The sequence below is a fragment of the Bradyrhizobium sp. RDI18 genome (assembly GCF_043203335.1).
GTDB classification, from domain to species: Bacteria; Pseudomonadota; Alphaproteobacteria; order Rhizobiales; family Xanthobacteraceae; genus Bradyrhizobium; species Bradyrhizobium retamae.
On sequence record NZ_JBICRN010000006.1, the window covers coordinates 437,471 to 463,582 of the forward strand.

19 protein-coding genes and 4 pseudogenes are annotated in these 26,112 nt (G+C 62.8%); 13 read left to right on the plus strand and 10 right to left on the minus strand.

The genetic code is table 11. The features are described from left to right. Window positions 1–33: 33 nt before the first annotated feature. The 6 genes and pseudogenes from ACFXS9_RS03050 to ACFXS9_RS03075 all read left to right on the plus strand — a co-directional run bounded on the left by ACFXS9_RS03050 (window position 34) and on the right by ACFXS9_RS03075 (window position 6,893). Entirely contained in the window at window positions 34–822 is a 789-nt protein-coding gene (locus ACFXS9_RS03050; protein WP_392685028.1) for a class II aldolase/adducin family protein, read from the plus strand. Between the two features lie 80 nt (window positions 823–902). Further along, window positions 903–2,434: pseudogene (locus tag ACFXS9_RS03055) on the plus strand (ABC transporter substrate-binding protein). Between the two features lie 73 nt (window positions 2,435–2,507). Next, the gene (locus ACFXS9_RS03060) at window positions 2,508–3,479 is read left to right on the plus strand and encodes an ABC transporter permease (RefSeq protein ID WP_065728257.1); all 972 of its coding nucleotides are present in this window, start codon (window positions 2,508–2,510) and stop codon (window positions 3,477–3,479) included. Further along, window positions 3,476–4,315 (plus strand): ABC transporter permease, encoded by an 840-nt coding sequence (locus ACFXS9_RS03065; protein WP_392685032.1) that lies wholly within the window; start codon window positions 3,476–3,478, stop codon window positions 4,313–4,315. Before ACFXS9_RS03060 ends, ACFXS9_RS03065 begins: the two co-directional genes overlap by 4 nt. Window positions 4,316–4,317: 2 nt before the next feature. After that, a pseudogene (locus ACFXS9_RS03070) lies at window positions 4,318–5,926 on the plus strand (ABC transporter ATP-binding protein). A gap of 31 nt (window positions 5,927–5,957) precedes the next feature. Then, the gene (locus ACFXS9_RS03075; RefSeq protein ID WP_392685035.1) at window positions 5,958–6,893 is read left to right on the plus strand and encodes a 2-hydroxyacid dehydrogenase; all 936 of its coding nucleotides are present in this window, start codon (window positions 5,958–5,960) and stop codon (window positions 6,891–6,893) included. A 393-nt stretch (window positions 6,894–7,286) separates the two neighbouring features. Here ACFXS9_RS03075 and ACFXS9_RS03080 read toward each other — a convergent pair whose 3' ends face one another. Beyond that, complete coding sequence (locus ACFXS9_RS03080; protein ID WP_392685038.1) at window positions 7,287–8,156, minus strand: alpha/beta fold hydrolase; 870 nt, start codon at window positions 8,154–8,156, stop codon at window positions 7,287–7,289. A 29-nt stretch (window positions 8,157–8,185) separates the two neighbouring features. Further along, on the minus strand, window positions 8,186–9,235 hold the full coding sequence (locus tag ACFXS9_RS03085; RefSeq protein WP_392685041.1) for a hydroxyacid dehydrogenase: 1,050 nt from the start codon (window positions 9,233–9,235) through the stop codon (window positions 8,186–8,188). 307 nt (window positions 9,236–9,542) lie between these two features. Here ACFXS9_RS03085 and ACFXS9_RS03090 point away from each other — a divergent pair, with 307 nt between their 5' ends. The 3 genes from ACFXS9_RS03090 to ACFXS9_RS03100 all read left to right on the plus strand — a co-directional run bounded on the left by ACFXS9_RS03090 (window position 9,543) and on the right by ACFXS9_RS03100 (window position 11,292). Then, window positions 9,543–10,157: a decarboxylase gene (locus tag ACFXS9_RS03090; RefSeq protein WP_392685044.1), complete on the plus strand. Its 615-nt coding sequence runs from the start codon at window positions 9,543–9,545 to the stop codon at window positions 10,155–10,157. Window positions 10,158–10,165: 8 nt separating this feature from the next. Then, window positions 10,166–10,774 (plus strand): thiamine pyrophosphate-dependent enzyme, encoded by a 609-nt coding sequence (locus tag ACFXS9_RS03095; RefSeq protein WP_392685047.1) that lies wholly within the window; start codon window positions 10,166–10,168, stop codon window positions 10,772–10,774. Between the two features lie 164 nt (window positions 10,775–10,938). Then, entirely contained in the window at window positions 10,939–11,292 is a 354-nt protein-coding gene (locus ACFXS9_RS03100) for a VanZ family protein (RefSeq protein ID WP_392685050.1), read from the plus strand. Window positions 11,293–11,349: 57 nt separating this feature from the next. On the opposite strand, the gene ACFXS9_RS03105 is transcribed toward ACFXS9_RS03100, so the two are convergent. From ACFXS9_RS03105 to ACFXS9_RS03125, 5 genes and pseudogenes are all read right to left on the minus strand, one after another. Then, window positions 11,350–11,733, minus strand: coding sequence for a DUF1236 domain-containing protein (locus tag ACFXS9_RS03105; RefSeq protein WP_392687223.1), 384 nt, complete (start codon window positions 11,731–11,733; stop codon window positions 11,350–11,352). A 129-nt stretch (window positions 11,734–11,862) separates the two neighbouring features. Further along, a complete protein-coding gene (locus tag ACFXS9_RS03110) occupies window positions 11,863–12,750 on the minus strand; it encodes a 2-hydroxy-3-oxopropionate reductase (protein WP_392685053.1) in 888 nt (295 codons plus the stop codon). Window positions 12,751–12,777: 27 nt separating this feature from the next. Further along, complete coding sequence (hyi, locus tag ACFXS9_RS03115) at window positions 12,778–13,563, minus strand: hydroxypyruvate isomerase (RefSeq protein WP_392685056.1); 786 nt, start codon at window positions 13,561–13,563, stop codon at window positions 12,778–12,780. 17 nt (window positions 13,564–13,580) lie between these two features. Continuing rightward, window positions 13,581–15,381 (minus strand): annotated as a pseudogene (gene gcl / locus ACFXS9_RS03120) (glyoxylate carboligase). A gap of 192 nt (window positions 15,382–15,573) precedes the next feature. Beyond that, window positions 15,574–15,948: a hypothetical protein gene (locus tag ACFXS9_RS03125; protein WP_392685058.1), complete on the minus strand. Its 375-nt coding sequence runs from the start codon at window positions 15,946–15,948 to the stop codon at window positions 15,574–15,576. A 44-nt stretch (window positions 15,949–15,992) separates the two neighbouring features. Here ACFXS9_RS03125 and ACFXS9_RS03130 point away from each other — a divergent pair, with 44 nt between their 5' ends. After that, the gene (locus tag ACFXS9_RS03130) at window positions 15,993–17,411 is read left to right on the plus strand and encodes an APC family permease (protein ID WP_392685061.1); all 1,419 of its coding nucleotides are present in this window, start codon (window positions 15,993–15,995) and stop codon (window positions 17,409–17,411) included. A 14-nt stretch (window positions 17,412–17,425) separates the two neighbouring features. Here the strand turns inward: ACFXS9_RS03130 and ACFXS9_RS03135 are convergent, their stop codons facing one another. The 3 genes from ACFXS9_RS03135 to ACFXS9_RS03145 all read right to left on the minus strand — a co-directional run bounded on the left by ACFXS9_RS03135 (window position 17,426) and on the right by ACFXS9_RS03145 (window position 21,769). After that, window positions 17,426–18,487, minus strand: a complete 1,062-nt coding sequence (locus tag ACFXS9_RS03135; protein ID WP_392685064.1) for a ketopantoate reductase family protein — start codon at window positions 18,485–18,487, stop codon at window positions 17,426–17,428. A gap of 141 nt (window positions 18,488–18,628) precedes the next feature. Continuing rightward, complete coding sequence (locus ACFXS9_RS03140; RefSeq protein ID WP_392685067.1) at window positions 18,629–19,477, minus strand: IclR family transcriptional regulator; 849 nt, start codon at window positions 19,475–19,477, stop codon at window positions 18,629–18,631. A gap of 126 nt (window positions 19,478–19,603) precedes the next feature. Then, complete coding sequence (locus ACFXS9_RS03145; RefSeq protein WP_392685070.1) at window positions 19,604–21,769, minus strand: acetate--CoA ligase family protein; 2,166 nt, start codon at window positions 21,767–21,769, stop codon at window positions 19,604–19,606. A gap of 219 nt (window positions 21,770–21,988) precedes the next feature. Between ACFXS9_RS03145 and ACFXS9_RS03150 the strand changes: the two are divergent. From ACFXS9_RS03150 to frc, 3 genes and pseudogenes are all read left to right on the plus strand, one after another. Continuing rightward, a pseudogene (locus ACFXS9_RS03150) lies at window positions 21,989–22,678 on the plus strand (GntR family transcriptional regulator); the annotation flags it as partial. A gap of 71 nt (window positions 22,679–22,749) precedes the next feature. After that, window positions 22,750–24,480, plus strand: coding sequence for an oxalyl-CoA decarboxylase (oxc, locus tag ACFXS9_RS03155; RefSeq protein WP_392685073.1), 1,731 nt, complete (start codon window positions 22,750–22,752; stop codon window positions 24,478–24,480). Window positions 24,481–24,539: 59 nt separating this feature from the next. Further along, a complete protein-coding gene (gene frc, locus ACFXS9_RS03160) occupies window positions 24,540–25,817 on the plus strand; it encodes a formyl-CoA transferase (RefSeq protein ID WP_334409787.1) in 1,278 nt (425 codons plus the stop codon). Window positions 25,818–26,112: the final 295 nt, after the last annotated feature.

Here is a 26,112-nt window from a genome sequence, read left to right on the forward strand (position 1 = left end):
AAGCTGAAAAAGTTGAAAATGGATAAGGCGGAAATGACAAGCGCAGCCCACCACACCGCGAAGGCCTGGCCGGCGGCGGACGACCTGACCCTGCAAATCCGGATCGACCTCGCGGCGGCTTACCGGCTGATTCACCGGCTCGGTCTCGACGACAGCATCTACACCCACATCTCCGTCCGCCTTCCGGGCCGGCAAGACCGCTTTCTCATCAACCCCTACGGCCTGCGCTTCGAGGAAGTGACGGCGTCCAACCTGGTGACGGTCGATCTCGACGGAAACGTCATCGACGATCCCACGGGGCTCGGCATCAACCCGGCCGGCTTCACCATTCACAGTGCGATCCACGCCGCGCGGCATGATGCGATCTGCGTCCTGCACACGCACACGGTCGCGGGCATCGCCGTTGCCTGCCAGAAGCAGGGGCTGCTGCCGCTCAATCAATGGTCGCTGCAGTTTACTGATTGCCTCGCCTATCACGACTATGAAGGCATCGCGCTCGATCTCGACGAGCGATCGCGCCTGGTCGCCGATCTCGGCGACAAGTTCGTGATGGTGTTGCGCAACCACGGCATGCTGACCTGCGGGCGCTCCGTCGCCGAGGCCTTCAAGCTGATGCACAATCTGGAACGCTCCTGCCGCGCCCAACTGGCAATCCAGTCGTCGGGCGCTGAAATCATCGAGCTATCCGCAGCCGTCGCCCGCAAGACGGCCGGCCAATACGCAAGCTTCTACGACGCGATCGAAACAAATGGCGTGCCCGACAGCGAATGGGCCGCCTTCAAGCGGATGCTCGAGCGGACCGATCCCGACTTTGCGACCTGACAGACCCGCCCTCGCCGAAGTGAGAGCGCCAAAAACCCTTTCTTTAAACGAGGTATGCGATGTCCAAGCGTAAGATTTTGATGAGCTTTGCTGCGATGTGCATGCTGAGCACCGCGGCGGTGGCCGAGGGGCCGAAAGCAGGCGGCGTGATCAACGCCGTGATCCAGCCTGAGCCGCCAAGCCTGATGATGGGTCTGGTGCAGAACGGCCCGACGCAGATGGTGGCCGGCAATATCTATGAAGGCCTGCTCCGCTACAGCCCCAAGCTCGACCCCCTGCCCGGTCTCGCCGAAAGCTGGTCGGTCAGCGAGGACGGCAAGGTCTACACCTTCAAGCTCGTGAAGGGCGTGACCTGGCATGATGGCAAGCCGTTCACCTCGGCCGACGTGCTGTTCTCGATCGAATTCCTGAAGCAGACGCACGCGCGCGCACGCGGCAATCTTGCGCAGCTCGAAAAAGTGGAAGCGCCGGATGAATCCACCGTCGTCTTCACGCTGAAGCAGCCGTTCGGCCCGTTCATCGGCATCTTCGAAGTCGGCTCGCTGCCGATGATCCCGAAGCACCTCTATGAAGGCACCGATTTCAAGACCAACCCAGCCAACAACACGCCTATCGGCACCGGCCCCTTCATGTTTAGGGAATGGCAGAAGGGCTCGTTCATCCGCCTCGTCAAGATCCGAGCTACCACATCAAAGGCAAGCCCAACATCGACGAGATCTATTGGCACGTGATTCCGGACGCCGCCGCGCGTTCGGTCGCTTACGAGACCGGCAAGGTCGACGTGCTGCCGGGCGGCTCGGTGGAGAATTTCGACGTGCCGCGCCTGAGCAAGCTGAAGAACACCTGCGTCACTGGCGCCGGCTGGGAATTCTTCAGCCCGCATTCCTGGCTCTGGCTCAACAACCGCTCCGGTCCCACTGCGAACAAGAAATTTCGCCAGGCGCTGATGTTTGCGATCGATCGCAACATGGCCAAGGACGTGGTCTGGAACGGCCTCGGCAAGATCGCGACCGGTCCGTCGGGCTCGGCGATCAAGTACTACACCAACGCGGTGCCGAAATACGACTACGATCCGGCCAAGGCGAAGGCCCTGCTCAAGGAAGCCGGCTACAAGGGTGAGAAGGTTCGCATGCTGCCGCTGCCTTATGGCGAGACGTGGCAGCGCTGGGCCGAGATGGTCCGCCAGAACTTGCAAGACGTCGGGATCAACGTCGAGATGATCGCGACCGACGTCCCCGGCTGGAACCAGAAAGTCAGTGAGTGGGACTACGACATCGCGTTCACCTATCTCTACCAGTACGGCGATCCCGCGCTCGGCGTCGGCCGCAACTATGTCTCGAGCCAGATCGCCAAGGGCTCGCCGTTCAACAACGTCGAAGGCTATTCGAATCCCGAGATCGACAGGCTGTTCGCCGACGGCGCGGTCGCCTTCCCCGATGCGGCGCGCGAGGAGATTTACGCCAAGGCGCAGAAGATCCTCGTCGAGGACATGCCGGTGGCGTGGATGCTCGAACTGCAATTCCCGACCATCACCCGCTGCAGCGTCAAAAACCTGATCACGACCGGCATCGGCGTGAACGACGGTTTCCGCGACGCCTGGATCGAGAAGTAATCGCCTATTCGTGGGCGTTAGGCTTTAGGCCTGACGCCCACGGTACCCGCGCCTCCAACGCCAGCGACAGCCCATGATCTCCTTCATCGCCCAGCGGATCGCGAAAGCTATCGTCGTTCTTCTCGCGCTTGTCGTCATGAACTTCTTCCTGATCCGGATGGCGCCGGGCGATCCGGCGGTGGTGATGGCGGGCGAAGCCGGCGCGGGCGACCAGCTCTTCATCGCCCAGCTCCGCGAAAAGTTCGGCCTCGACCAGCCGCTGCCGGTGCAACTGTTTCTCTATGTCAAAGGCATCCTCAGCCTCGATCTCGGATTCTCGTTTCGCCAGCAGATGCCGGTCTCGAAGCTGATCCTCGATCGCCTGCCGGCGACGCTGTTGCTGACGGGCACTGCGTTTGCGATCTCGCTCGCGTTCGGCATCCTGTTCGGCGCATTGGCGGCGCGCTTTGCCGGCACCTGGGCGGACACTGCGATTACGGTCGCGGCGCTGATCTTCTACGCCACCCCGCTGTTCTGGGTCGCGTTGATGGCGATTCTGTTGTTTTCGGTCACGATGGATTGGCTGCCGAGTTTTGGTTACGAAACGGTCGGCGCAGGCTACACCGGCCTTGCGCATGTCCTCGACGTCGCCGCCCATCTGATCCTGCCGGCGACGACGATCGGGCTGTTCTTCATGGCGACCTACGCCCGCATGACGCGCGCCTCGATGCTGGAGGTTAGCCGGCTCGACTTCGTCAAGACCGCGCGCGCCAAGGGATTGTCGGATGCCGTGATCCAGCGTCGTCACGTGCTGCGCAACGCGCTGTTGCCGGTGGTCACGCTCGCAGGCCTGCAGGCCGGCACGCTGGTCGGCGGCGCGGTGCTGACCGAAACCGTGTTCGCCTGGCCCGGCATCGGCCGCCTGATGTACGAGGCGCTGCTGCAGCGCGACTATAATCTGTTGCTCGGCGTCTTCGTCGTCTGCTCAGCCATGGTGCTGGCCTTCAACCTGATCACGGACCTCGTCTATCGCTCCGTCGATCCCCGCATCGAGTTCGCCGCATGAAACAGGTTTCGCGAATGCTGTTACGCAATCCCGGCGGCATGATCGGCATCACGATCCTCATCGTTGCGGTGACTGTCGCTCTGATTGGCCCGCTGCTGTTTCCGACCTCGCCGTGGCGCATGGTGCAGCGGCCGTTCCTGCCGCCGTTCACGCTGGCCAACTTTCCGCTCGGGACTGATGCGCTCGGCCGCGACGTCATGGCAGGTATCATCTATGGCGCGCGCGTTTCGCTGCTGGTCGGCCTGATCTCGACGCTGGCGTCGCTCGCGGTCGGCATTCCGCTCGGCGCGGTGGCCGGATATTTCGGCGGCAGGATCGACGATGCCCTGATGCGGTTCACCGAATTTTTCCAGACCGTTCCGAGCTTTGCGCTCGCGATCGTGCTCGTCGCGATCATGCAACCGTCCATCGTCTCGATCGTGGCCGCCATTGCCATCGTGAGCTGGCCGCCGGTGGCACGGCTGGTGCGCGGCGAGGTGCTGTCGTTGCGCACGCGCGAATACGTCCAGGCGGCGGTCGTGACCGGCCAGACCAATTGGTGGATCATCTGGCGCGAGATCCTGCCCAATGCGCTGTCGCCCGTCATCGTCCTGGCCTCGCTGATGGTCGCGACCGCGATCCTGCTGGAGTCCTCGCTCTCCTTTCTCGGTCTCGGCGACCCCAACCTGATGTCGTGGGGCTACATGGTCGGCGCCGGCCGCACCGTGATCCGTCAGGCCTGGTGGATCACGGTATTCCCCGGCATCGCCATTCTGGTTTCGGTGCTGGCGCTGAACCTGATCGGCGAAGGCCTCAACGACGCGCTCAACCCTCGCCTCGCCAAGGGAGGCCGCTGAGCATGACCGTCGTCGTCAAGAACCTGAAGCTGGCGCTGCCGCCGGGCGGCGACCGTGCCCACGCCGTGGACGACGTTTCGTTCGATCTCACCGCCGGAAAAATCCTCTGCGTGGTCGGTGAATCCGGCTCCGGCAAATCGATGTGCGCCCACGCGCTGATGGGGCTGCTGCCGGATACGGTGACGGCAGAATCCGGAGAGATTCTGTTCGAGGGAAAGAACCTCTTGTCGCTCAGCCCGGCGGATTGGCTGGCGTTCCGCGGCCGCGGCATCGCGATGGTGTTCCAGGAGCCAATGACGGCCCTCAATCCATTGATGCGCATCGGCGAGCAGATCGCCGAGACGTTCGAGGCGCATGGCCTATTGACGCCGAAGGAGCGGCAGCAGAAGGCCCTCGCCTTGATCCGCGAAGTCGGTCTGCCCGATCCCGAGCGCGCGGTGCGCGCCTATCCCCATCAACTGTCCGGCGGCCAGCGCCAGCGTGCCATGATTGCTATGGCATTGGCACTAGAGCCGGCCGTGCTGGTGGCCGACGAGCCGACGACGGCGCTCGACGTCACGACACAGGCGCAGATTCTCAAGTTGATCCGCGACCTGCAGCGCCGCCGCAACATGGCCGTCATGTTCATCACCCATGATTTCGGCGTCGTCGCCGAGATTGCCGATCGCGTCGTCGTGCTTCAGCACGGCAAGGTGGTCGAGCAAGGCACCGCCGACGACGTGCTGTTGCGTGCGCAACATCCCTATACCCGCGCATTGCTCGCCGCCGTTCCAACCCTGCAGCCGCCGCAGCGGACGCCCCTGCCCGATCGCAATAAGGCGGTGGAAGTGATCGGGCTCGGCAAGACTTATGTCAGCGGCGGCGGCTGGTTCCGCAGCGAGCGCCGCGTGCAGGCCGCCAAGGACGTCAGCTTCGACATTTTTCGCGGCGAGACGCTTGGGCTGGTCGGCGAATCCGGTTCGGGAAAATCGTCCGTCGCCCGCCTCGTGATGCGGCTGATCGAGCCGGACGCCGGCACCGTGCGTATTGGCGACGTCGACCTCACCCGGATCGGCGGCAAGGCGCTGCGCGAGCAGCGCCGCCGCATCCAGATGGTATTTCAGGATCCGTTCGCCTCACTCAATCCACGCCGGAAAGTCGGCAACATCATCACCGACGGGCCGATTGCACATGGCATCGATCCGGCGGCAGCGCGAAAAACGGGCCGGTGAATTGCTCGGCCTCGTCGGCCTCAATGCGAGCGCGATGGAGCGCTTTCCGCACGAATTCTCCGGCGGGCAGCGCCAGCGCATCGGAATTGCGCGGGCGCTCGCGCTCGACCCGGAAATCCTGGTCGCCGACGAAGCCGTTTCCGCGCTCGACGTATCCGTGCAAGCACAGGTCCTGGACCTCTTGGAAGATTTAAAGGCGCGGCTGGGCCTCTCGATGCTGTTCATTACGCACGATCTGCGCGTGGCCGCGCAGATTTGCGACCGCATCGCCGTGATGCAGCAAGGCGCGATCGTCGAGCTTAAATCCGCATCGCTCCTGTTCGCGGCCCCCGAGCACGCCTACACGCGCGAGCTGCTTTCCGCGGTACCCGGGCAAACGTCGTCGTCCAAGGCTGCATGAACGAGGCAGCATGAACAAGGCCGCTTGAACGATGCGTTGTGTTCTCGTCAGCAAAAGCCTCGATCTCCGCTTCTATCTCGGTCCGCAATTCATGCGCGCCGCCGACCGCATCGAAATCGTCAGCCACCCCCACGACGGTCCGGCAACGGACGTCCGGCTGGCGGTGGCCTGGCACCCGCCGGATGACGCCTTCGAGCGCTACCCCAACCTGCAGGCCGTGTGCTCGATCGGCGCCCGCGTCGACAACATTTTGGCGTGTCCCAGCCTGCGGCCCGACGTGGACGTGATCCGTGTCGTCGATCCGGCGCAGGCGCAGATGATGTCGGGCTTCGTTGCCTGGCACGTGATCGGTCATCAGCGGCGCTTTGCAACCTATCAGGCGCAGCAGCGCGAGGAACGCTGGCACCGTCTCGGCCAGCGCCGGGCGCAGGACGTGCCGGTCGGCATTTTGGGCTTTGGCGAAATCGGCCGCCGTGTCGCCGCCGATCTTGCCTTGCTTGGCTTCCCCGTCATGGCGTGGAGCCGGACCGCAAAGCCGACGCCGCAGGGCATCCGCGGCTTCGACGGCGCCGCGGGCCTCGAAGCCATGCTCGGCCAGACCGAGGTCCTCGTGAACCTGCTGCCACTGACGCCGGAGACAAAAGGCATCCTCAACCGCACGACATTCGCCCGAATGTGTCGCGGCGGCTACCTGATCCAGGTCGGCCGCGGTGAACATCTGGTCGAGGCCGATCTGCTTGCCGCACTGGAGGACGGGCAATTGGCCGGCGCTGCGCTCGATGTCTTCGCAACCGAGCCACTGGCGCCGCGGCATCCGTTCTGGCGGCATCCTCGCATCGTCGTCACGCCGCACGATGCCTGCGAGGTGAGCGTGGAAGCGATCGGCGCGACGTTTCGCGCGACGGCGGACGCGATACGGGCCGGCCGGCGTCCACCGCACTCCATCGACCGTGAACGGGGCTATTGAGGACCTGCTCGTCCAGCGCCTCGATCAGGCGCTGACAGCAGCGTTAGACGTGATTTCGGAGCAGTGAAGGACGCCTGCGTCTCAAGCGCCGGCGGACGGCAGGCTGGCGGCGGCAATGGCCACGATCTGGGAAAGCCGACGCCCGATCCGGGCGGACGCGCTGCTCAGCAATGAACGAACCTGTCGCATCTCTTCGTCTTCCATGTGCGCCGGGGGGCAAGGCGTACAGAGAAAATGGTCCCAAGCGGCAGACCAGTCGAGATGTCGGGGAAAATAGCAACGCCCGCTTCGTCGGGAAGCCGTCCGACAGTGGAATTATTGCCGCGATCGACCTGCCGGCGGATGAAATTTTCTCCGCGGACTCTGACCTCAGAGCCCGGTTATTCCGCTATCTCACCGTGCTTGAGCCGGCTGCGGCGCATCAAGAAACCGTCGCAACGATGCCAGGACCACATCGAGCCGGTCATGGTGCAACCAGTGCCCGGCGCCCCCAATTTTCTGCAGTTCGGCAGTCTTGAAATGCGCGAGCAGGCCGGCGGAATCGGGCAGAAAGCTTTCGTCGCCCCACATCAACAGGGTCGGACAGGTGATGCGCGACCACAGAGCGATGTAGTCCTCCGGCGACAGCCGGTATGGCGCCCTCGCCCGCTGATAATGATCGAACTTCCAGCGATAGAGGCCGTCGGCGCCTTTCCGAACGCCATGGCTGGCAAGATGCAGCGCCAGCGCCGGCGTCAGCCGCTTGTTGCGCGTGGACAACCGCTTTGCCGCCTCCTCGATCGTCCGGAACGTGCTCTCTTGATGCTCCGAGATGCGATCGAGCTGGTCGATCCAGCGCGACATCTGCTCGGCGATCGGCGCAGGCTGCGAGTCCGACAGGAACGCGCCATCCAGCACGACGAGGCGCGAGACCTTTTGCGGATAGGTGCCGGCATAGGCCAACGCGACCATGCCGCCCATCGAGTGGCCGACAATCGCCGCTTCCTGCAGCCCCGCAAAGCGCATCAGCCGGGTCATGTCGTAGACGTTGTCAGCCAGGCTGTATCTGCTTCCCTTCGCCCATTCGGAATCGCCGTGCCCGCGCAGGTCCGGCGCCATAATATGGAAATGCGGCTGCAGGTCCCGCGCTATCGCATCCCAGTTGCGACAATGATCGAGCCCGCCATGGACCAGGATCAGAGGCGGCGCTGATACGTTGCCCCAGTCGACATAATGCAACCGCAGCCCCTGCGACTCGTAAAAGCGATCTGCCGGCTCGGCCATCGTGGATCTTCCCTCGCGGAGGTGATGGCCTATTTCGGCGCGAACCCGAACGTCCGCTCGAAGCGCTTGGCGTAGTCGGGCCACACCTCGGGATTGACGATTCGCGGCGGCCGCTTGCCGTCGAGCGCATCGAGAATCTGTTCGGCGGCGATCCGGCCCATATTGATGCGCGCTTCCTTGGTGACTCCGGCTGTGTGCGGGCTCGCCAGCACATTGTCGAACTGCAGCAGCGGGTGCTCCGGCGGCGGGGGCTCCTTGTCCCAGACGTCGAGGCCGGCTCCCGCAATCCGCTTGTCGCGCAACGCCTCGTACAGCGCTTCCTCGTCGTGAATGAAGCCGCGCGCCGTGGTGACGAAGAAGGCGTGCGGCTGCATCAGCGCGAACTCGCGGGCGCCGATCATGCGGCGATTGTCCTTGGTCAAGGGACAGGAGATCGAGACGAAATCCGAACGGCGCATCAGATCGTGAAGCTCGACCTTTTCGCCACCGCGGGCGGCGATTTCTTCCGCGGTCAGATAGGGATCGTAAGCGATCACCTTCATATGCAGCAGGCCGTTGCAGAGCTCGGCGATACGGCGACCGACATTGCCGATCCCGACGATGCCGACCGTCTTGCCTTGCACCTCGTTGCCGATCAGCGCGTTGCGGTTGACATTGGCCTGGCGGCGCAGCGCGCGGTCGGATTCGAGGATGCGCTTGGACAGCGTCAGCATCATCCCCAGCGCATGTTCGGCGACCGAATTGGCGTTGCCGCCGGACTGGTTGACGACGAGCACGCCGGCCGCCGTGCAGGCATCGACGTCGACGGGATCGAAACCCGCGCCGTTCGAGGAGACGATCAGGAGGTTCGGCGCTCGCCGCAACAGATCCTGATCGACGTGAAAATGCCTGGCGATCTCGTCGCGCGCCGCGCCGACCTGATAGGCATGCGCTGCCGACAAGATCGGCGCTGCGATCGCATCCGGGCTGTCATTCTCCAGCCGGTCGAGCCGCACGTCGGCACGCGCTTTGATGATATCGACATAGATCTCGTGGGCGAGGTATTTGACGTAGAACACGCGCTTGTTGTTGACGGTCATTTTCCTTGGCAACTTTCGGTTCGGAAGAGCGCAGGCTTGTTGGGTTTGGCGGGAGCCGATCAGGGAATAGGTCTGGGCGGGAGGACGGGCGGGACCGCGTCGGCGGCAGTCCGGACGAATCTAGCCATGGGCATCCCCTCCCGAAATCTTTTCTTGCTTATCTCACATCGTCGCATGCCTGATGTAGCGGCGCGCAGCGCAGAGCAGGATACGATCGGAACATGTTGACAATCTCGCTCACGGCGTCAAGTTTCGCCGCTCCAAGGATGAACGCCAGCGAAAATCGGCGCGGCAAAGGGAGACCAAAATGGCGGTTGCAGAGGAAAAAACCTCGCCAGGTACTTCCGAGAAAAGCACTTCCGAGAAGAGCACTTCCGAAAGGAGTACTTCCGAGAGCAGCCCCTCTGAGAAGAGCTGGCACGGTATCGTGCTGCAATCCCTCAAGCGCAACGACATTCGCCTCGTCCCCTATGTGCCCGACCGCGTCCTGACGACGCTGATCAGGAACCTGCACGCCGATCCCTTCTTCACCACCTTCCCCGCGGCACGCGAAGAGGAAGCGGTCGGCATCGTCTCCGGCGCCTGGATGGCCGGCATGCGTGGCGCAGTGCTGATGCAGACTTCGGGATTTGCAACGCTCGCGAACGTGCTGGCGTCGCTGGCCGTGCCATATCAGATCCCGCTAATCATGTTCGTGTCCGAACGCGGCACGCTAGGCGAATTCAACTACGGCCAGTCGCTGGTGTGCCGCACCATGCGGCCGGTGCTGGACTCGCTGGCGATGGAGCATCACACCGCGACGAGACTCGACGAGCTCGAATTCATCGTCGACCGCTCCATCAAGCAGGCCATCGCCACGCAGGCACCGGTGGCGCTGATCCTCTCGCCGCTTCTGACCGGCGGCAAAGTGTTCGACAAGTGAGCGACCTCATGAACAGCGATACCCCTGCCCGCAATACCAAGGTCATGAACCGCTTCGATCTCACTTCGCGGCTGATTGCGAAGTTGAAGAACGAGGAAGCCGTGATCGGCGGCATCGGCAACACCAATTTCGACCTGTGGGCCGCCGGCCACCGGCCGCAGAATTTCTACATGCTCGGCAGCATGGGTCTCGCCTTCCCGATCGCGCTTGGCGTCGCGCTCGCGCAACCGAATCGACGCGTGTTCGCGCTCGAGGGTGACGGCTCGCTGTTGATGCAACTGGGATCGCTCTCGACGATCGCGACATTGGCGCCCAAAAATCTCACCATGGTCGTGATGGACAACGGCATCTACCAGATCACCGGCGCACAAGCGACGCCGGGTGCCGCCGTGGCCGACATCGTCGCTATCGCGATCGCGAGCGGGCTCGCCAACAGCGCCTGGGCGGCGGACGAGGAGGACTTCGAGCGCCTGATCGAGCAGTCGATGTCGGGCGCGGGCCCGGCGCTGATCGGCGTCCGCATCGACGACAAGCCAGGCGTCGGCACCACCCGCCGCGATCCCGTCCAGATCCGGGAGCGCTTCATGCACGGAATGGGCGTACGGGAGCCGCTCTGAGCGGGCAACCGTCATTCCGGGGCGATGCGAAGCATCGAACTAGGATCCGCCCCCTTGGTTCGCCCTCCGAGCGTCCCGGAATGACGCTCGGCCAATTAACCACAGACACCGCCAGTTCCGCCTGCATGGGATGGCCAGTACGGAATTTGTGCTATGCCGTCCCGATGACGATCATCCTACGACTTATCGCCTTGGGCCTTGCCGCCGCCATCGCCTACGCGACGCTCGGGCCGGCGGGACAGCGGCCGCACTTAGACATCGGACAGAACGGAGAGCACGCGCTTGCCTTCGTGCTCCTCGGGATCGCCTTCGGGCTTGCCTACACGCACAACCGGTCACGCACGACGACCTTCGTCATTGCCTTCACCGGCCTGATCGAAATTCTGCAATTCTGGGCGCCTGGCCGGCACGCACGGCTGGAAGACTTTGTAGTAGACGCGCTGGCGGCATCGCTCGGATTGGCGGCTGCTGCAGCGCTCGACTGGAAGATCAGGCGATCGCGCCATAGCGCATCGTGACAAAAAATCCTCGCGGGACGATCGCCCGCGAGGATGGCTCAGTAAGAGCTACGTTCGCTAGTCGAGGATCCTCACAATCCTGCGCGTGCGCGGCTCCACGATCACGCGACGATCGTTGACCACCGCATAGCGGTATTCACTGTACCGCGGCACCGTGCGCAGTTGGACGGTCGGCGGCAATGGCTCGCCCACCACCACATGCTCACGAACCACGACAGAACGGTCTCGCGGGACCGAATTGATCACGGCGTTCGGAATTTCCACGGCCGCGCCGAGCGCAGCACCCACTGTGCCGCCGACGATCGCGCCGACCGGGCCACCGACTTCAGCGCCCGCGGCGGCGCCGTCCGCGGCACCTTGCGCGGTTGTCGATTGAGCGAATGCCGCGCCAGAGGTCAGCAACGAAGCAGCAATCAGTGAAACGGCCAAACGATTATTCATCACGTGCTCCAGTAAATTGATGATGTGTCTCAACCACGGGAGGCGTACGAAAGTTCCGGTTCCAATGCGGCAGCAAAAAGGGCCGCGCCGGTGCTTCGGCGCGGTTCCAGTCACAGGGAGTACAAGAGATCAGGCTTTAGCGATCTCGTGGCTCGCCATCATTTCAAGCGCGCGCACCATTCCGGAATGGTCCCATGCCTTGCCGCCATGAGCGGTACAGGAGCTGAACAATTGCTGGGCCAGCGCGGTGCTCGGCAACGAAAGGCCGAGCGCACGCGCGCCCTCCAGCGCCAGGTTGAGATCCTTCTGGTGCAGCTCGATGCGAAAGCCCGGTTCGAAATTACGCTTCACCATACGCTCGCCATGCACTTCGAGAATGCGCGACGATGCGAAGCCGCCCATCAGCGCCTTGCGCACCAGCGCTGGATCCGCGCCGGCCTTCGATGCAAACAACAGCGCCTCGCCGACCGCCTCGATCGTCAGCGCCACGATGATCTGGTTGGCGACCTTGGTGGTCTGCCCGTCGCCATTGCCGCCGACCAGGGTGACGTTCTTGCCCATCTTGTCGAACACGGGCTTCATCGCGTTGAACGCTCGCTCCGGTCCGCCGACCATGATGGTGAGGCTCGCCGCCTTGGCGCCGACCTCGCCACCGGAGACCGGTGCGTCGAGATAATCGGCGCCGAGCGCCTCCACCTTCTTGGCAAATTCCTTGGTGGCGAGCGGCGAGATCGAACTCATGTCAACGACGATTTGCCCCTTGGAGAGCCCCTCGGCGACGCCGTTCTTCCCGAACAAGACCGCCTCCACATGCGGCGTGTCAGGCACCATGATGATGACGACGTCGGCCTTCTCGGCGACTTCCTTGCCCGATTTGCAGACCTCGCCGCCCGCCCCAACCAGCTCCGGTGCGATGGGTCCGACATCGTGCAGGAACAGGTGATGGCCGGCGGCCTGCAGATGGCCCGCCATCGGGCGCCCCATGGTGCCGAGGCCGATAAAGCCGATATCGATCATTTCAACTCCCCTTATTTCGTTTCTTGTTCAGGTATCGGCCGTCAGCGCCGCGTGCCAACCGAGGCCCTCGACCGTCGTCGTCCTCGGCTTGTATTCGCAGCCGATCCAGCCGCGATAACCAATAGCGTCGAGATGGCGGAACAGAAAGGGATAGTTGATCTCGCCGGTGCCCGGTTCATTGCGGCCGGGATTGTCGGCGAGTTGCACATGGGCGATGCGCGGCAGATGCTTTTGCAAGCTTCGCGCGATGTCGCCTTCCATCACCTGCATGTGGTAGATGTCGTACTGCACGAACAGATTGCTCGAGCGCACATCGGCAATGAGCTGAAGCGCCTGTACGGTCTTGTTCAGGAAAAAGCCGGGGATGTCGATCGTGTTGATCGGCTCGATCAGGAGCTTGATCTGCTGCGTGGCGAGCGCGTCTGCCGCAAAGCGCAGATTGCCGATCAATGTCTCGTTGAGATCGACCGCATCAGCGCCGTCAGGCGCGATGCCGACGAGGCAGTTGAGCTGGCGGCAATCGAGCGCCTTGGCGTAATCGATGGCACGTTCGACGCCGTCACGAAACTCGTCGACGCGATCAGGCAGGATGGCGATGCCGCGCTCGCCGGCTGCCCAGTTGCCGGCGGGGAGATTGTGCAGCACCTGCGTCAGGCCGTGCTGGTGCAACTGCTCGCGCAGATCGGCCTTGTCGAAATCGTACGGGAATAGATACTCGACCCCGTTAAATCCCGCCGCCTTGGCGGCGGCAAAGCGTTCGAGGAACGGCTGCTCACCGAACAGCATGGTGAGATTTGCGGCAAATTTCGGCACGATTCATCCTCCTCGCGTTATGCCGGCAGCAGCTTGCCGGATTGCGGCGCGCTCGCTTTGGCCGGCGTGTCGTCCAGCGGCAGGTCGAGCACCTCCTCGAACTCAATGATGTTGTCGATCTCGGTGCCCATCGAGATGTTGGTGACCCGCTCGAGAATGAATTCGACCACGACAGGCACCTGGAATTCCGCCATCCATTCGCGCGCGGTCGCGAACGCCGCCTGCGCATGGTTCGGATCGGTAACGCGGATCGCCTTGCAGCCGAGCCCCCGCGCGACGGCGACATGGTCCACGCCATAGACCCCGATCTCGGGTGCGTTGATGTTCTCGAAGGAAAGCTGGACGTGGTAGTCCATGTCAAAACCGCGTTGCGCCTGGCGGATCAGCCCAAGATAGGAGTTGTTCACGACGACGTGGATGTAGGGCAGCTTGAACTGGGCGCCTACCGCGAGCTCTTCGATCAGGAACTGGAAATCGTAATCGCCCGACAGCGCAACGATCTGGCGCGACGGATCGGCCGCACGCACGCCCAGCGCCGCCGGCAATGTCCAGCCGAGCGGGCCGGCCTGCCCCGCATTGATCCAGTTGCGCGGACCGTAGACACCGAGGAATTGCGCGCCGGCGATCTGCGACAATCCGATCACGCTGACGTAGCAGGTGTCACGCCCGAACGCCTTGCTCATCTCCTCATAGACGCGCTGCGGCTTGATCGGCATGTCGTCGAAATGGCTCTTGCGCAGCATCGTGCGCTTGCGGTCCTGGCACGCCGCCGGCCATGCCTGCCGCTCCCTCAGCTTGCCGGCCTTGCGCCACTCCTTTGCGACCGAGACGAACAATTCCAGCGCCGCCTTGGCGTCGGAGACGATGCCGAAATCGGGATTGAACACGCGTCCGATCTGCGTCGGCTCGATATCGACATGCACAAATTTGCGACCCTTGGTGTAGGTCTCGATCGAGCCGGTATGCCGGTTGGCCCAGCGGTTGCCGATGCCGAGCACGAAGTCGGATTGCAGCATGGTTGCGTTGCCGTAGCGGTGGCTGGTCTGCAAGCCGACCATGCCCGCCATCAGCACGTGATCGTCGGGAATAGCGCCCCACCCCATCAAGGTCGGCACCACGGGGACGTTGACCGTCTCGGCGAACTGCACCAGCAGTTCGGACGCGTCGGCATTGATGACGCCGCCACCCGCCACGATCAGCGGCCGCTCCGCCGCATTGAGCATGTCGAGCGCCTTCTCGATCTGCTTGCGGGTCGCCGCCGGCTTGTAGACCGGCAGCGGCTCATAGGTCTCGTCGTCGAACTCGATTTCCGCAAGCTGCACGTCGAGCGGCAGGTCGATCAACACGGGACCGGGACGGCCCGAACGCATGACGTGAAACGCCTGGCTGAACACGCGTGGCACCAGCGCCGGCTCGCGCACGGTCACCGCCCATTTCGTCACGGGTTTTGCAATCGATTCGATATCGATGGCCTGAAAGTCTTCCTTGTAGAGCCGCGCCCGCGGCGCCTGCCCGGTGATGCACAAAATCGGGATCGAGATCCGCGATCGCCGAATAAAGCCCGGTGATCATGTCGGTGCCGGCCGGACCCGAGGTGCCGATGCAGACGCCGATGTTGCCCGCCTTGGCGCGGGTATAGCCCTCGGCCATGTGCGAGGCACCCTCGACATGGCGCGCCAGAATGTGCCCGATCGAGCCGCGCTTCTTGAGCGCGGAGTAAAGCGGGTTGATCGCCGCACCGGGAACACCGAAGGCGATGGTCACGCCTTCCTTCTCCAGGATCCGCACAGCCGCATCGATCGCCCGCATCTTCGCCATGTCGCGCCTCGCTCACCAGTGTTGGCTCTGGCGGCGATCTTCGTGGCCGTGAGACGCAATCTCAACGCGGGCGATTTTATTTCCCGCGGAGTGGAAGGGAGTAAAAAGTACGCGACAAATCAGGCGCTTGGTTCACGAACGTGGTGGAAAGCCTGTGAGGACGCCGTTGCGAGGAGGATTTGGCGTCCGAACTCAGTCCAGATTCTTCCGCTTCAACTTCATCTGCATATCGAACTTGAGATCATACTTCTTGCCGTCCGCGCAGACGGCGTCATCGACCTCAAACTGCTGGTCGTCTTCATCCATCTCGAGCTTGCCGCCTGAGCATCCCTCTGCTTGAGCCGCAGCGACAAGTTTTACGCGCTCGTCTTCGGTGACCGCGCGATCGGCGAACGCAGGAAGTACCGATAGGACCAGTATCGCCGTTGATGTGATCAATCGCATATCAAGCCCTCCCGAGATCCGCTTCGACCAGCCAATTGAATGCCTGCGGCTGGCAATGGTTCCGGATATCAGCGATTTCGCACTGCCGAACCCCCAAGCAGAATTATTGCACAAGGCCTTCAACTACCAGTAGACTGTGCTGGCGCCACCGATAAAAAGGACGTGCGATGACCGATGTCCCGATGAACGCCGGTGCTCAATCAATCGCCGCCGAACCGAGCCTTCGTAGGGTCATGGGCCCCTGGCTGCTCTTGCTGTTCATCGTCGGCGATATTCTCGGCACCGGAATTTATGCGCTCACAGGCCAGGTGGCGAAGCAGGTCGGCGGTGTCGTATGGCTGCCTTTTGTGGTTGCGTTTGTGGTCGCCCTTGTGACCGCGTTTAGCTATCTCGAACTGGTCACGAAATATCCAAAAGCTGCGGGCGCGGCGCTCTACACTCACAAGGCTTTTGGCATCCATTTCGTCACCTTCATCGTTGCATTTGCGGTGATGTGCTCGGGTATCACCTCGGCGTCGACCGCTTCCCGGGCTTTCGCCGCGAACATGTCGAACGCAATGGGCCTCAACCTATCGGCCCTTGCCATCACGATTACCGGTCTCGCTTTCATGGCAGTCGTTGCCGCGGTCAATTTCCGCGGTGTTGGCGAAAGTCTGAAAGCGAACGTCGTTCTCACCTGTGTGGAGCTGACGGGACTGCTGATCATCATCGTGATCGGCCTTTGGGCGATCGGGTTGGGCCAGGGCGATGTCTCGCGTGTCATTCAGTTTCGTTCGACCGCTGACGGCGGCATGTTCTGGCCGGTGATTGCCGCGACCACGCTCGCATTCTTTGCCATGGTAGGCTTCGAGGATTCGGTCAACATGGCCGAGGAATGCAAGGATCCAAGTCGTCACTTTCCAAAGGTGCTGCTTGCAGGCCTTGTGATTACCTGTCTCATCTATGTCCTTGTCTCGGTCTCGGCAATCACCCTGGTGGCGCCGGAGCAATTGGGCGAAGGCGAAACACCCCTTCTGAAGGTCGTCCAACAGGGCGCGCCAAATTTTCCGATCTGGATCTTTGGATTCATCACCATGTTTGCCGTGGCCAATACCGCTCTCATCAATATGCTCATGGCCAGCCGCCTTGTGTATGGCATGAGCCGCGAGCATGTGCTTCCGCCAGCTCTCGGGAGAGTACACAGGATGCGGCGGACGCCTTATGTCGCCATCGGCTTCACGACCTTGCTGGCGTTTGCCCTGATCACGTTCGTCGGTGAGGTGCCGGCACTCGGAGGCACCACCGCGCTGCTTTTGCTATGCGTTTTCACGGTGGTTAACGTTGCGGTGCTGGTGCTTCGGCGCGATTCTGTAAGTCATCAGCATTTTCGCACGCCGACCATTCTGCCGATCCTGGGCGCTGTGTTTTGCGCTTTCCTCGCCAGTCCCTGGACCGGCCGTGACCCCGTTCAGTACCGGGTCGCCGGCGTCCTGATCGGGGTGGGCATCGTTCTGTGGGTCATCACGATCATGATCAATCGAATGACCGGGATAACGAGGGTCGAGCCGGAGATGGAGCATTTAGGTCGCGGCGGGCCCGTCAACTAGACGACGCTGGCCGCTCAGTTCATCCGCAATTCCGTGATGTGCCGCGGATCGGGGTTCAGTTCGCCGCGCTCGACGCGCTTGACGATATCCGTCAGTGCGGCGTTTGCAGTGCAGGCGATGCCGAGTTTCTCGCCCTCGCGCACGACAAAACCGTTGAGGAACTCGATCTCGGTGCGGCGGCCCTTCTGCATATCCTGACCCATCGAGGGGCGCTGCTGGGAAGACGTGCGCTTTGAGTCCTTGAAGCGCTGCTCGTCACAGACGCGCATGGCTTCCTCGTCGCCCTCGCCGGCGCGCGCGATCATCTCGGGCGTCAGATGCAATATCTCTTCCAGTTGATAGCCATGCGCTTGGCCAACGCGGATCGCTTCGCTGCCGAGCCGGGTGGAGAAGCGGCGCAGCGGCTCGCTTTGCAGGATTTCGGCGCCCGGCAAGCCGGTGCAGGCGGAGAGCCCATTACCCATGACGTTGGCAACCAATTTCGACCAGCGCTCACCCCAGAGATTCTCCGTCACCTTGGCGCTGTCGGAATAGCCGACCAGGCGGCGGACCTCTTCCGCCCGCGGCGTGATCCGGCCGTGCACCTCGCCGGCGCGAAACACCGTATGCGCCGCCCCGCCCTTGCCGGCGCCGCGGTGGATGTGACCGGGCTCAGGCAGGTTCACCGTGATGCTGCTGGCGATGCAGCCGAGCGTCTTGCCCCAGCCGACGATGCCGGCAATCGTCTCCTCGTTCATGCAGTTCTGCAGCGAGACGACATAGCCGTCCGGCGCCAGATATTGCTGGATCAGCATGGTGGCCCAGGCGGTGTCGTAGGATTTCATGCAGACGAAGGCGATGTCGACCGGCTTCTCCTTGGCGAGCCGCTGCGCATCCGTGACGTGAAGCGCGCGCACGGGCACCGAGAATTCCGCGACATCCATCGCGTGGGTGACGCGCAGCCCGTGCTTTCGCATGTGCTCGACGTGCTCGGGCCATGGATCGATGAACGTGACGTCCTCGCCCGCCTGCACCATGTGGGCGCCGGCATACCCGCCAACGGCGCCAGCTCCGACGATTGCGATCTTGCGCGCCATGCTTCCCCCTGATCTTGTTTCCGTTGGAGGACAGTCTAGCGGATCGGATATTTCGGCCAAGTGGCGGCTCTGTATCAAAAGCGGAGCCGTGCCATGCGGCAATCATGGATTGCTTATGGCTGCGCCACGCGCGGCCAAGGCTCAGCCGGCCTTCGTCCCCGGCATCACGCCGCCGAGCGCGACCGTCAGCTCCGCCGCGACTTCCCTCACCGTCTGCCCCAACATCGGCAGGCGCTCATCCGTCAGGCGGCTGGTCATGCCCGAGACGGAAATCGCGGCCAATGGCTCGGCGCAGTCGTTGTAGACCACGGCGGCGATGCAGCGCAGGCCCATGCAGGCTTCCTCGTCGTCGATCGCAAAACCCTGGCGGCGGATTTTTTCGAGCTCCTTGAACAGATCGCTCGGCCGCACGATCGATTTTTCGGTCAACCGCGGCATGCCGTGATGATGGATGATCGCGCTGACGTCCTCGTTGGAATAGGTCGCGAGCACCGCCTTGCCGACGCCGGAGGCGACCATCGCGACACGGCCGCCGACCTTGGTCAGCGAACGCATGATTTCGCGGCTTTCCATGCGCGTCAGCACGATGATGAATTCGTCGTCGACGACGGCGAGATCTGCCGTCTCCCGCGTCAGGTCACGCAGCTTGCGCAGGTATGGCATCGCCTGTGCCGTGAAATTGCGGCGGCGGGCGAAGGTTGCTCCCACCGTGAAGGCACGCGTGCCGACGTGCCATTTCGATTCGGTGCGGTCGAACTGCACGAAGCGGCGGCTTTCCAGCGTCCCGAGCAGGCGATGCACGGTCGAGGTCGAAAGTCCCGTGCGGATGGCGAGATCGCTCAGGCGATAGCCTTCGTCGTCTTCAGCCAGCGTTTCAATGATCGAAAGCGCGCGATCGACGGACTGGACGCCGCTGTCGCGAACGTCGGTGTCCTGATCCACGGTGGATCGCGGCTCGACCGCCTTGCGCCGGATCACGTCTTTTCTCATCGCGACCTGCATCCATCAATCAGTCAGAGTGCCAGCGCGTCGAACGGCGAATGTCCGCTTGTTGTTATTCGTTGGACAAAATGCCGCTTCGGAGAGCTTCTGAAGCGGCACTTATCGTTGATAAGCTCAGAGCAAGCCCGCGCCGCGTGCCCACTTGTACTTGGCGCCCAGCACCTCGACCGGCAGTTCGGTCGAATAGGCATAGGCCGGGATGCCGTTCTGGTAGAGATATTCGGCGGCCTCCTCGACCTCGACGTCGCCGGCGAGCGAGGCGACGATCGGCTTCACAAAGCCCTTGGCCTCCATCTCCTTCTTCACCTCGACCATATTGCGGGCGAACACCATCGGCGGCGTCACGATGGTGTGCCAGTAGCCGAGGATCAGCGCGTGGATACGCTCATCCGACAGGCCGAGCTTCACCGTGTTGACATAGGTGATCGGCGGCTCGCCGCCGGTGATATCCACAGGATTTCCGGCCGCGCCGAACGGCGGGATGAATTTTCTGAACGCGGCATCGAGGTCCGGCGGCATCGTCATCAGCGACAGGCCGTTATCGACGACCGAGTCCGACAGCAGCACGCCCGAGCCGCCCGCACCGGTGATGATCAGAATGTTCTCGCCCTTCGGCGTCGGCAGCACCGGCACGCCGCGCGCGAATTCGAGCAATTGCCGCAAGCTGCGGGCGCGGATCACGCCCGACTGCGCGAACACGTCCTCGTAGATCTTGTCGTTGCCGGCAAGCGCGCCGGTATGAGAGGATGCCGCCTTCGCACCGGCCGAGGTGCGGCCCGCCTTCAGCACCACCACCGGCTTCTTCTTGGCGACGCGCTTGGCAGCCTCCGCAAAGGCGCGGCCGTCCTTCAGGTCTTCGCAGTGCTGCGCGATGATCGCGGTGTTCGGATCCTGTTCGAAGAAGGCGAGCAGATCGTCCTCGTCGATATCGGACTTGTTGCCGAGACCGACGATCGCGGAGACGCCCATTTTGGCCGAGCGCGAAAAACCGATGATCGCCATGCCGATGCCGCCGGACTGCGACGACAGCGCTGCCGAACCCTTGACGTCATAGGCGGTGCAGAACGTGGCGCAGAGATTGGCCGGCGTATAATAGAAGCCGTAGATGTTCGGCCCCATCAGGCGGATGTTGTATTTCTTGCCGACCTCGACGATCTCGGCCTGCAATTCCGGTGCGCCGGCTTCGGCAAAGCCCGACGGAATCAGCACGGCACCTGGAATTTTCTTCTCGCCGCATTCGGCCAGCGCGCCGGCAACGAATTTTGCGGGGATCGCGAACACTGCGGTGTCAATTACGCCCGGAACATCCTTGACGCTCTTGTAGGCCTTGTAACCGAGAATATCGGCAGCCTTCGGGTGGATCGGATAGATCTCGCCCTTGTAGCCGCCGTTGATCAGGTTCTTCATCACGGAGTTGCCGATCTTGCCGTCCTCGGCGGAGGCGCCGATCACGGCAACACCCTTCGGCTGCATGATGCGGTTCATCGCAGTGACGATTTCTTCGGTCGGGCGCGGCGCCGGACGCGGCTTGTAGTCGAAATCGACGACGATGCGCACGTCGGCGGCAATCGCGTCCTTCTTGGTGGCGAATACCGGATTGAGATCGAGTTCAACGATTTCGGGGAAATCGCTGACGAGCTGCGAGACCTTGACGATGACGTCAGCCAGCGCATCGCGGCTGACCGGATCGCCACCGCGCACGCCCTTCAGCATGTCATGGGCCTGGATGCCGTCGAGCATCGACAGCGCATCGTCCTTGGTCGCGGGCGCCAAGCGGAAGGTGATGTCTTTCAGCACCTCGACCAGCACGCCGCCGAGGCCGAAGGCGACAAGCTTGCCGAACGACGTATCGGTAATGGAGCCGACGATGACCTCGGTGCCGCCGGCCAGCATCTGCTGGACCTGGATGCCCTCGATCTTGGCATCGGCCTTATACTTCTTCGCATTGGCGAGAATGGTGTCATAGGCCTTCTCGGCATCGGCCGCCGTCTTGATCCCGACCATGACGCCGCCGGCTTCGGTCTTGTGGAGAATGTCCGGCGAGACGATTTTCATCACCACCGGGAAGCCCATGCTGGATGCGATCTTGGATGCATCAGCGGCAGACTTGGCCACGCCTTCTTTGGGAACCGGGATGCCATAGGCATCGCACACCACCTTGCCTTCCGGCGCGGTAAGGCTCGTGCGCTTCTCGGCTTTCACCGTATCGAGCACCCGGCGGACAGCCTCTTGGGCGCTGGGCCCGGCGATCTTGCGGGCCGCATCTGCAGAATTTGACATTGGCTTCCTCCTGGGGCTAGTTTTATGGCATTTGGTATGCCAGAGATTAGATTGTCAAGACAAACTATCGCGCAGAAACAGCGAAAACACGGGCACCTTGACATCCTGGTATTTGGTATGCCAAAAATCTTCGGGTGTTTCTTCTGCTAAGAAGACGTCTCCAAAACAGGGAGGAGACGAGTCGTGCCCGCACGTAAACAAACCAAGGCGCCGCCTGTCATGGCTGAGGCAGATATCGCAATCGTCCGGATTGCGCCCGAGACGAGCTTCAAGAACAAGGCCTACGAGGCCTTGAAGGAAGCTATTCTCAAGATGGATATCTATGCGACACCCGAGCAAGTGATGCTCGACGAGCGCGCGCTGTCCGAACGCCTCGGCGTAAGCCGCACCCCTATTCGCGAAGCCATCGCGATGCTGGAACAGGATGGCTTCGTCAGAACCGTGCCGCGTCGAGGCATCGTCGTGGTCCGCCGCACCAAGACCGAGATCGTCGACATGATCCGCGCCTGGGCCGCTCTCGAGAGCATGGCGGCGCGCCTCATCACGACCACCGCGCGCAAGAAGGACATCACCGCGCTGCGCGATTTCTTCAAGGATTTTGGCAAGGACCGGCTGCCGCAGGATCATGTCGAGGAATACTCCAAGGCCAACATCGCGTTCCATCAGGCGCTGATCTCGCTTTCAGAATCGCCGGTGCTGGTCGATTTGACCAACGATCTCCTGCTGCATGTGCGCGGCTACCGGCAATTGACCATCGGACGCAAGGATCGCACCGCGACCTCGCTGCCCGAACATCTTGCCATCATCGAAGCGCTGGAAGCACGCGACACCGAACTCGCCGAGAAGCGCGCGCGCGACCACACGCTGGGCCTTGCCGCCTACGTCGAAGCGCACGGGCAGGAACTTTTAGCTAGACGAACCTTCGCACCAGAAGACGACGAAAAATCGTCCGAACCAAAACGATCAGGGAGATGAAGCCCATGCTGAATACCGCGACCAAGTCCGAAGCACCGGGCACCGAGCAAGAGCTGACGGATGGCTTTCATCTCGTCATCGATGCGCTCAAGCTCAACGGCATCAATACTATCTATGGTGTGCCGGGCATCCCGATCACCGACCTCGGACGCATGATGCAGGCCGCGGGCATGCGCGTATTGTCGTTCCGCCACGAGCAGAACGCCGGTTACGCGGCCTCGATCGCCGGCTTTCTCACCAAAAAACCGGGCGTCTGCCTCACGGTCTCGGCACCCGGCTTTCTCAACGGCCTCACTGCGTTGGCCCACGCCACCACCAACTGCTTCCCGATGATCCTGATCTCGGGTTCCTCCGAGCGCGAGATCGTCGACCTGCAGCAGGGCGACTATGAAGAGATGGACCAGCTTGCGATTGCCAAGCCGCTCTGCAAGGCAGCGTTCCGCGTGCTGCATGCCGCCGACATCGGCATCGGTCTCGCCCGCGCGATCCGCGCTGCGGTGTCGGGACGTCCGGGCGGCGTCTATCTCGACCTGCCGGCCAAGCTCTTCGGCCAGGTGATGGACGCCGGCGCGGGCGCAAAGTCGCTGGTGAAGGTGATCGACGCAGCCCCCGCCCAGATCCCTGCCCCGTCGGCCGTCAAGCGCGCGCTCGACGTGTTCAAGGGCGCGAAGCGCCCCCTCATCATTCTCGGCAAGGGCGCGGCTTACGTACAGGCCGACAACGAGATCCGCGCCTTCGTCGAAAAGACCGGCGCACCTTTCCTGCAGATGAGCATGGCCAAGGGTCTGCTGCCGGACACGCACGCGCAGTCGGCCGGTGCCGCGCGCTCGACCGTGCTGAAGGACGCCGACGTCGTGATGCTGATCGGCGCCCGCCTCAACTGGCTGTTGTCGCACGGCAAGGGCAAGACCTGGGGCGATGCGCCGAAGAAATTCATCCAGATCGACATCGAGCCGAAGGAGATGGATTCCAACGTCGAGATCGCGGCTCCCGTGGTCGGCGATATCGGCTCCTGCGTATCCGCTCTGCTCGAGGGCATGGGCGGCAACTGGCCGGCCGCGCCAGCCGACTGGGTCTCGACCGTCAACAAGAAGCGTGACGACAACGTCGCCAAGATGGCGCCGAAGCTGATGAGCAACGCCTCCCCGATGGATTATCACGGCGCGCTCGGCGCACTGCGCACCATCATCAAGGAACGGCCGGACGCCATCCTCGTCAACGAAGGCGCCAACACGCTCGATCTCGCCCGCGGCGTCATCGACATGTACAAGCCGCGCAAGCGGCTCGACGTCGGCACGTGGGGCGTGATGGGTATCGGCATGGGCTATTCGATTGCGGCCGCGGTCGAAACCGGCAAGCCGGTGCTCGCGGTCGAAGGCGACTCGGCGTTCGGCTTCTCCGGCATGGAGATCGAGACCATCTGCCGCTATCAGCTTCCGGTCTGCATCGTCATCTTCAACAATGACGGCATCTACCGCGGCACCGACGTCAATACGGGCGGTTCCGATCCGGCGACGACGGTGTTCGTCAAGGGCTCGCGCTACGACAAGATGATGGAAGCCTTCGGCGGCGTCGGCATCAACGCCACCTCGCCCGACGAATTGAAGCGCGCCGTCAACGCGGCGATGGATTCCGGCAAGCCGACGCTGATCAACGCCGTGATCGATCCGGCGGCAGGCTCGGAGAGCGGCCGCATCGGCAACCTCAATCCGCAGAGCGTTCTGAAAAAGAAGTAACCGACTTCCATCCATTCAATCTGCATCACGCAGTACAGACACAGTACGGAGCAATGACGATGACAAAGGCGCTCACGGGCGTTCGCATTCTCGATTTCACCCACGTCCAGTCGGGCCCTACCTGCACGCAATTGCTGGCGTGGTTCGGCGCCGACGTGATCAAGGTCGAGCGCCCCGGCGTCGGCGACATCACCCGTGGCCAGTTGCAAGACATCCCGAACGTGGACAGCCTGTATTTCACCATGCTGAACCACAACAAGCGTTCGATCACGCTCGACACCAAGAACCCGAAGGGCAAGGAAGTCCTCACCGCGCTGATCAAGAGCTGCGACGTGCTGGTGGAAAACTTCGGCCCCGGCGTGCTCGACCGCATGGGTTTCCCCTGGGAGAAGATCCACAGCATCAACCCGAAGATGATCGTGGCCTCGATCAAGGGCTTTGGTCCCGGCCCGTACGAAGACTGCAAGGTGTATGAGAACGTCGCGCAGTGCACCGGCGGCGCCGCCTCGACCACCGGCTTCCGCGACGGTCTGCCGCTCGTCACCGGCGCGCAGATCGGCGACAGCGGCACCGGGTTGCATCTGGCGCTCGGTATCGTCACCGCGCTCTATCAGCGCACCCACTCGGGCAAAGGCCAGCGCGTCACCGCAGCGATGCAGGACGGCGTGTTGAATCTTGCGCGCGTAAAGCTGCGCGACCAGCAGCGCCTCGCCCATGGCCCGCTGAAGGAATACAGCCAGTATGGCGAAGGCATTCCGTTCGGCGACGCCGTGCCGCGCGCCGGCAACGATTCCGGCGGCGGTCAGCCTGGCCGCATCCTCAAGTGCAAGGGCTGGGAGACCGATCCCAACGCCTACATCTACTTCATCACCCAGGCGCCGGTCTGGGAGAAGATCTGCGACGTCATCGGCGAGCCCGGCTGGAAGACCCATCCGGATTACGCCAAGCCGGCGGCCCGCCTGCCCCGGCTGAACGAAATCTTCGCCCGCATCGAACAGTGGACGATGACGAAGACCAAGTTCGAGGCGATGGAGATCCTCAACAAGGACGACATCCCCTGCGGCCCGATCCTGTCGATGAAGGAGATCGCCGAAGACCAGTCGCTGCGCGCCACCGGCACCGTGGTCGAGGTCGATCACCCGACCCGCGGCAAGTACATCTCGGTCGGCAATCCGATCAAGCTGTCGGATTCACCGAGCGAGGTGACCCGCTCGCCGCTGCTCGGCGAGCACACCGACGAGATCCTGCGCCAGGTGCTCGGCTTCAGCGATCACCAGGTGGCGGAAATCCACGATTCCGGCGCGCTCGAGCCGCCGCGCAAGCAGGCGGCGGAGTAACGACGCCATCCGAACAGCACGAAAGGCCGCCGGTTTCGGCGGCCTTTTTGTTAGGGCGAGAGGAAGTCAGGTTGAATCGGTACGGCGGCCACCCGCCGCAGCTCTCCATCACCGGAACGTCCACCCACCGCGAAACTGCGTTACTCCGGAATTAACGATGCTGGAGCTCGCTGCGGCGAAGGACGGGCGTTTAACAAGCAGTTAAGACTTTTGCGCAAATGATAGACAACCAGCGCAACATTTTAGATCGCCGCAAGAATTGCGAGCGGACCTCAGGCCCCTTTGTGAGGGATTA

What these genes read in the sequence shown, in the direction of transcription:
- ACFXS9_RS03050 (WP_392685028.1), top strand. Translation starts at nt 34, where the DNA reads ATGACAAGCGCAGCCCACCACACCGCGAAGGCCTGGCCGGCGGCGGAC.
- ACFXS9_RS03060 (WP_065728257.1), top strand. Translation starts at nt 2,508, where the DNA reads ATGATCTCCTTCATCGCCCAGCGGATCGCGAAAGCTATCGTCGTTCTT.
- ACFXS9_RS03065 (WP_392685032.1), top strand. Translation starts at nt 3,476, where the DNA reads ATGAAACAGGTTTCGCGAATGCTGTTACGCAATCCCGGCGGCATGATC.
- ACFXS9_RS03075 (WP_392685035.1), top strand. Translation starts at nt 5,958, where the DNA reads ATGCGTTGTGTTCTCGTCAGCAAAAGCCTCGATCTCCGCTTCTATCTC.
- ACFXS9_RS03080 (WP_392685038.1), bottom strand. Translation starts at nt 8,156, where the DNA reads ATGGCCGAGCCGGCAGATCGCTTTTACGAGTCGCAGGGGCTGCGGTTG.
- ACFXS9_RS03085 (WP_392685041.1), bottom strand. Translation starts at nt 9,235, where the DNA reads ATGACCGTCAACAACAAGCGCGTGTTCTACGTCAAATACCTCGCCCAC.
- ACFXS9_RS03090 (WP_392685044.1), top strand. Translation starts at nt 9,543, where the DNA reads ATGGCGGTTGCAGAGGAAAAAACCTCGCCAGGTACTTCCGAGAAAAGC.
- ACFXS9_RS03095 (WP_392685047.1), top strand. Translation starts at nt 10,166, where the DNA reads ATGAACAGCGATACCCCTGCCCGCAATACCAAGGTCATGAACCGCTTC.
- ACFXS9_RS03100 (WP_392685050.1), top strand. Translation starts at nt 10,939, where the DNA reads ATGACGATCATCCTACGACTTATCGCCTTGGGCCTTGCCGCCGCCATC.
- ACFXS9_RS03105 (WP_392687223.1), bottom strand. Translation starts at nt 11,733, where the DNA reads ATGAATAATCGTTTGGCCGTTTCACTGATTGCTGCTTCGTTGCTGACC.
- ACFXS9_RS03110 (WP_392685053.1), bottom strand. Translation starts at nt 12,750, where the DNA reads ATGATCGATATCGGCTTTATCGGCCTCGGCACCATGGGGCGCCCGATG.
- ACFXS9_RS03130 (WP_392685061.1), top strand. Translation starts at nt 15,993, where the DNA reads ATGACCGATGTCCCGATGAACGCCGGTGCTCAATCAATCGCCGCCGAA.
- ACFXS9_RS03135 (WP_392685064.1), bottom strand. Translation starts at nt 18,487, where the DNA reads ATGGCGCGCAAGATCGCAATCGTCGGAGCTGGCGCCGTTGGCGGGTAT.
- ACFXS9_RS03140 (WP_392685067.1), bottom strand. Translation starts at nt 19,477, where the DNA reads ATGAGAAAAGACGTGATCCGGCGCAAGGCGGTCGAGCCGCGATCCACC.
- ACFXS9_RS03145 (WP_392685070.1), bottom strand. Translation starts at nt 21,769, where the DNA reads ATGTCAAATTCTGCAGATGCGGCCCGCAAGATCGCCGGGCCCAGCGCC.
- oxc (WP_392685073.1), top strand. Translation starts at nt 22,750, where the DNA reads ATGCTGAATACCGCGACCAAGTCCGAAGCACCGGGCACCGAGCAAGAG.
- frc (WP_334409787.1), top strand. Translation starts at nt 24,540, where the DNA reads ATGACAAAGGCGCTCACGGGCGTTCGCATTCTCGATTTCACCCACGTC.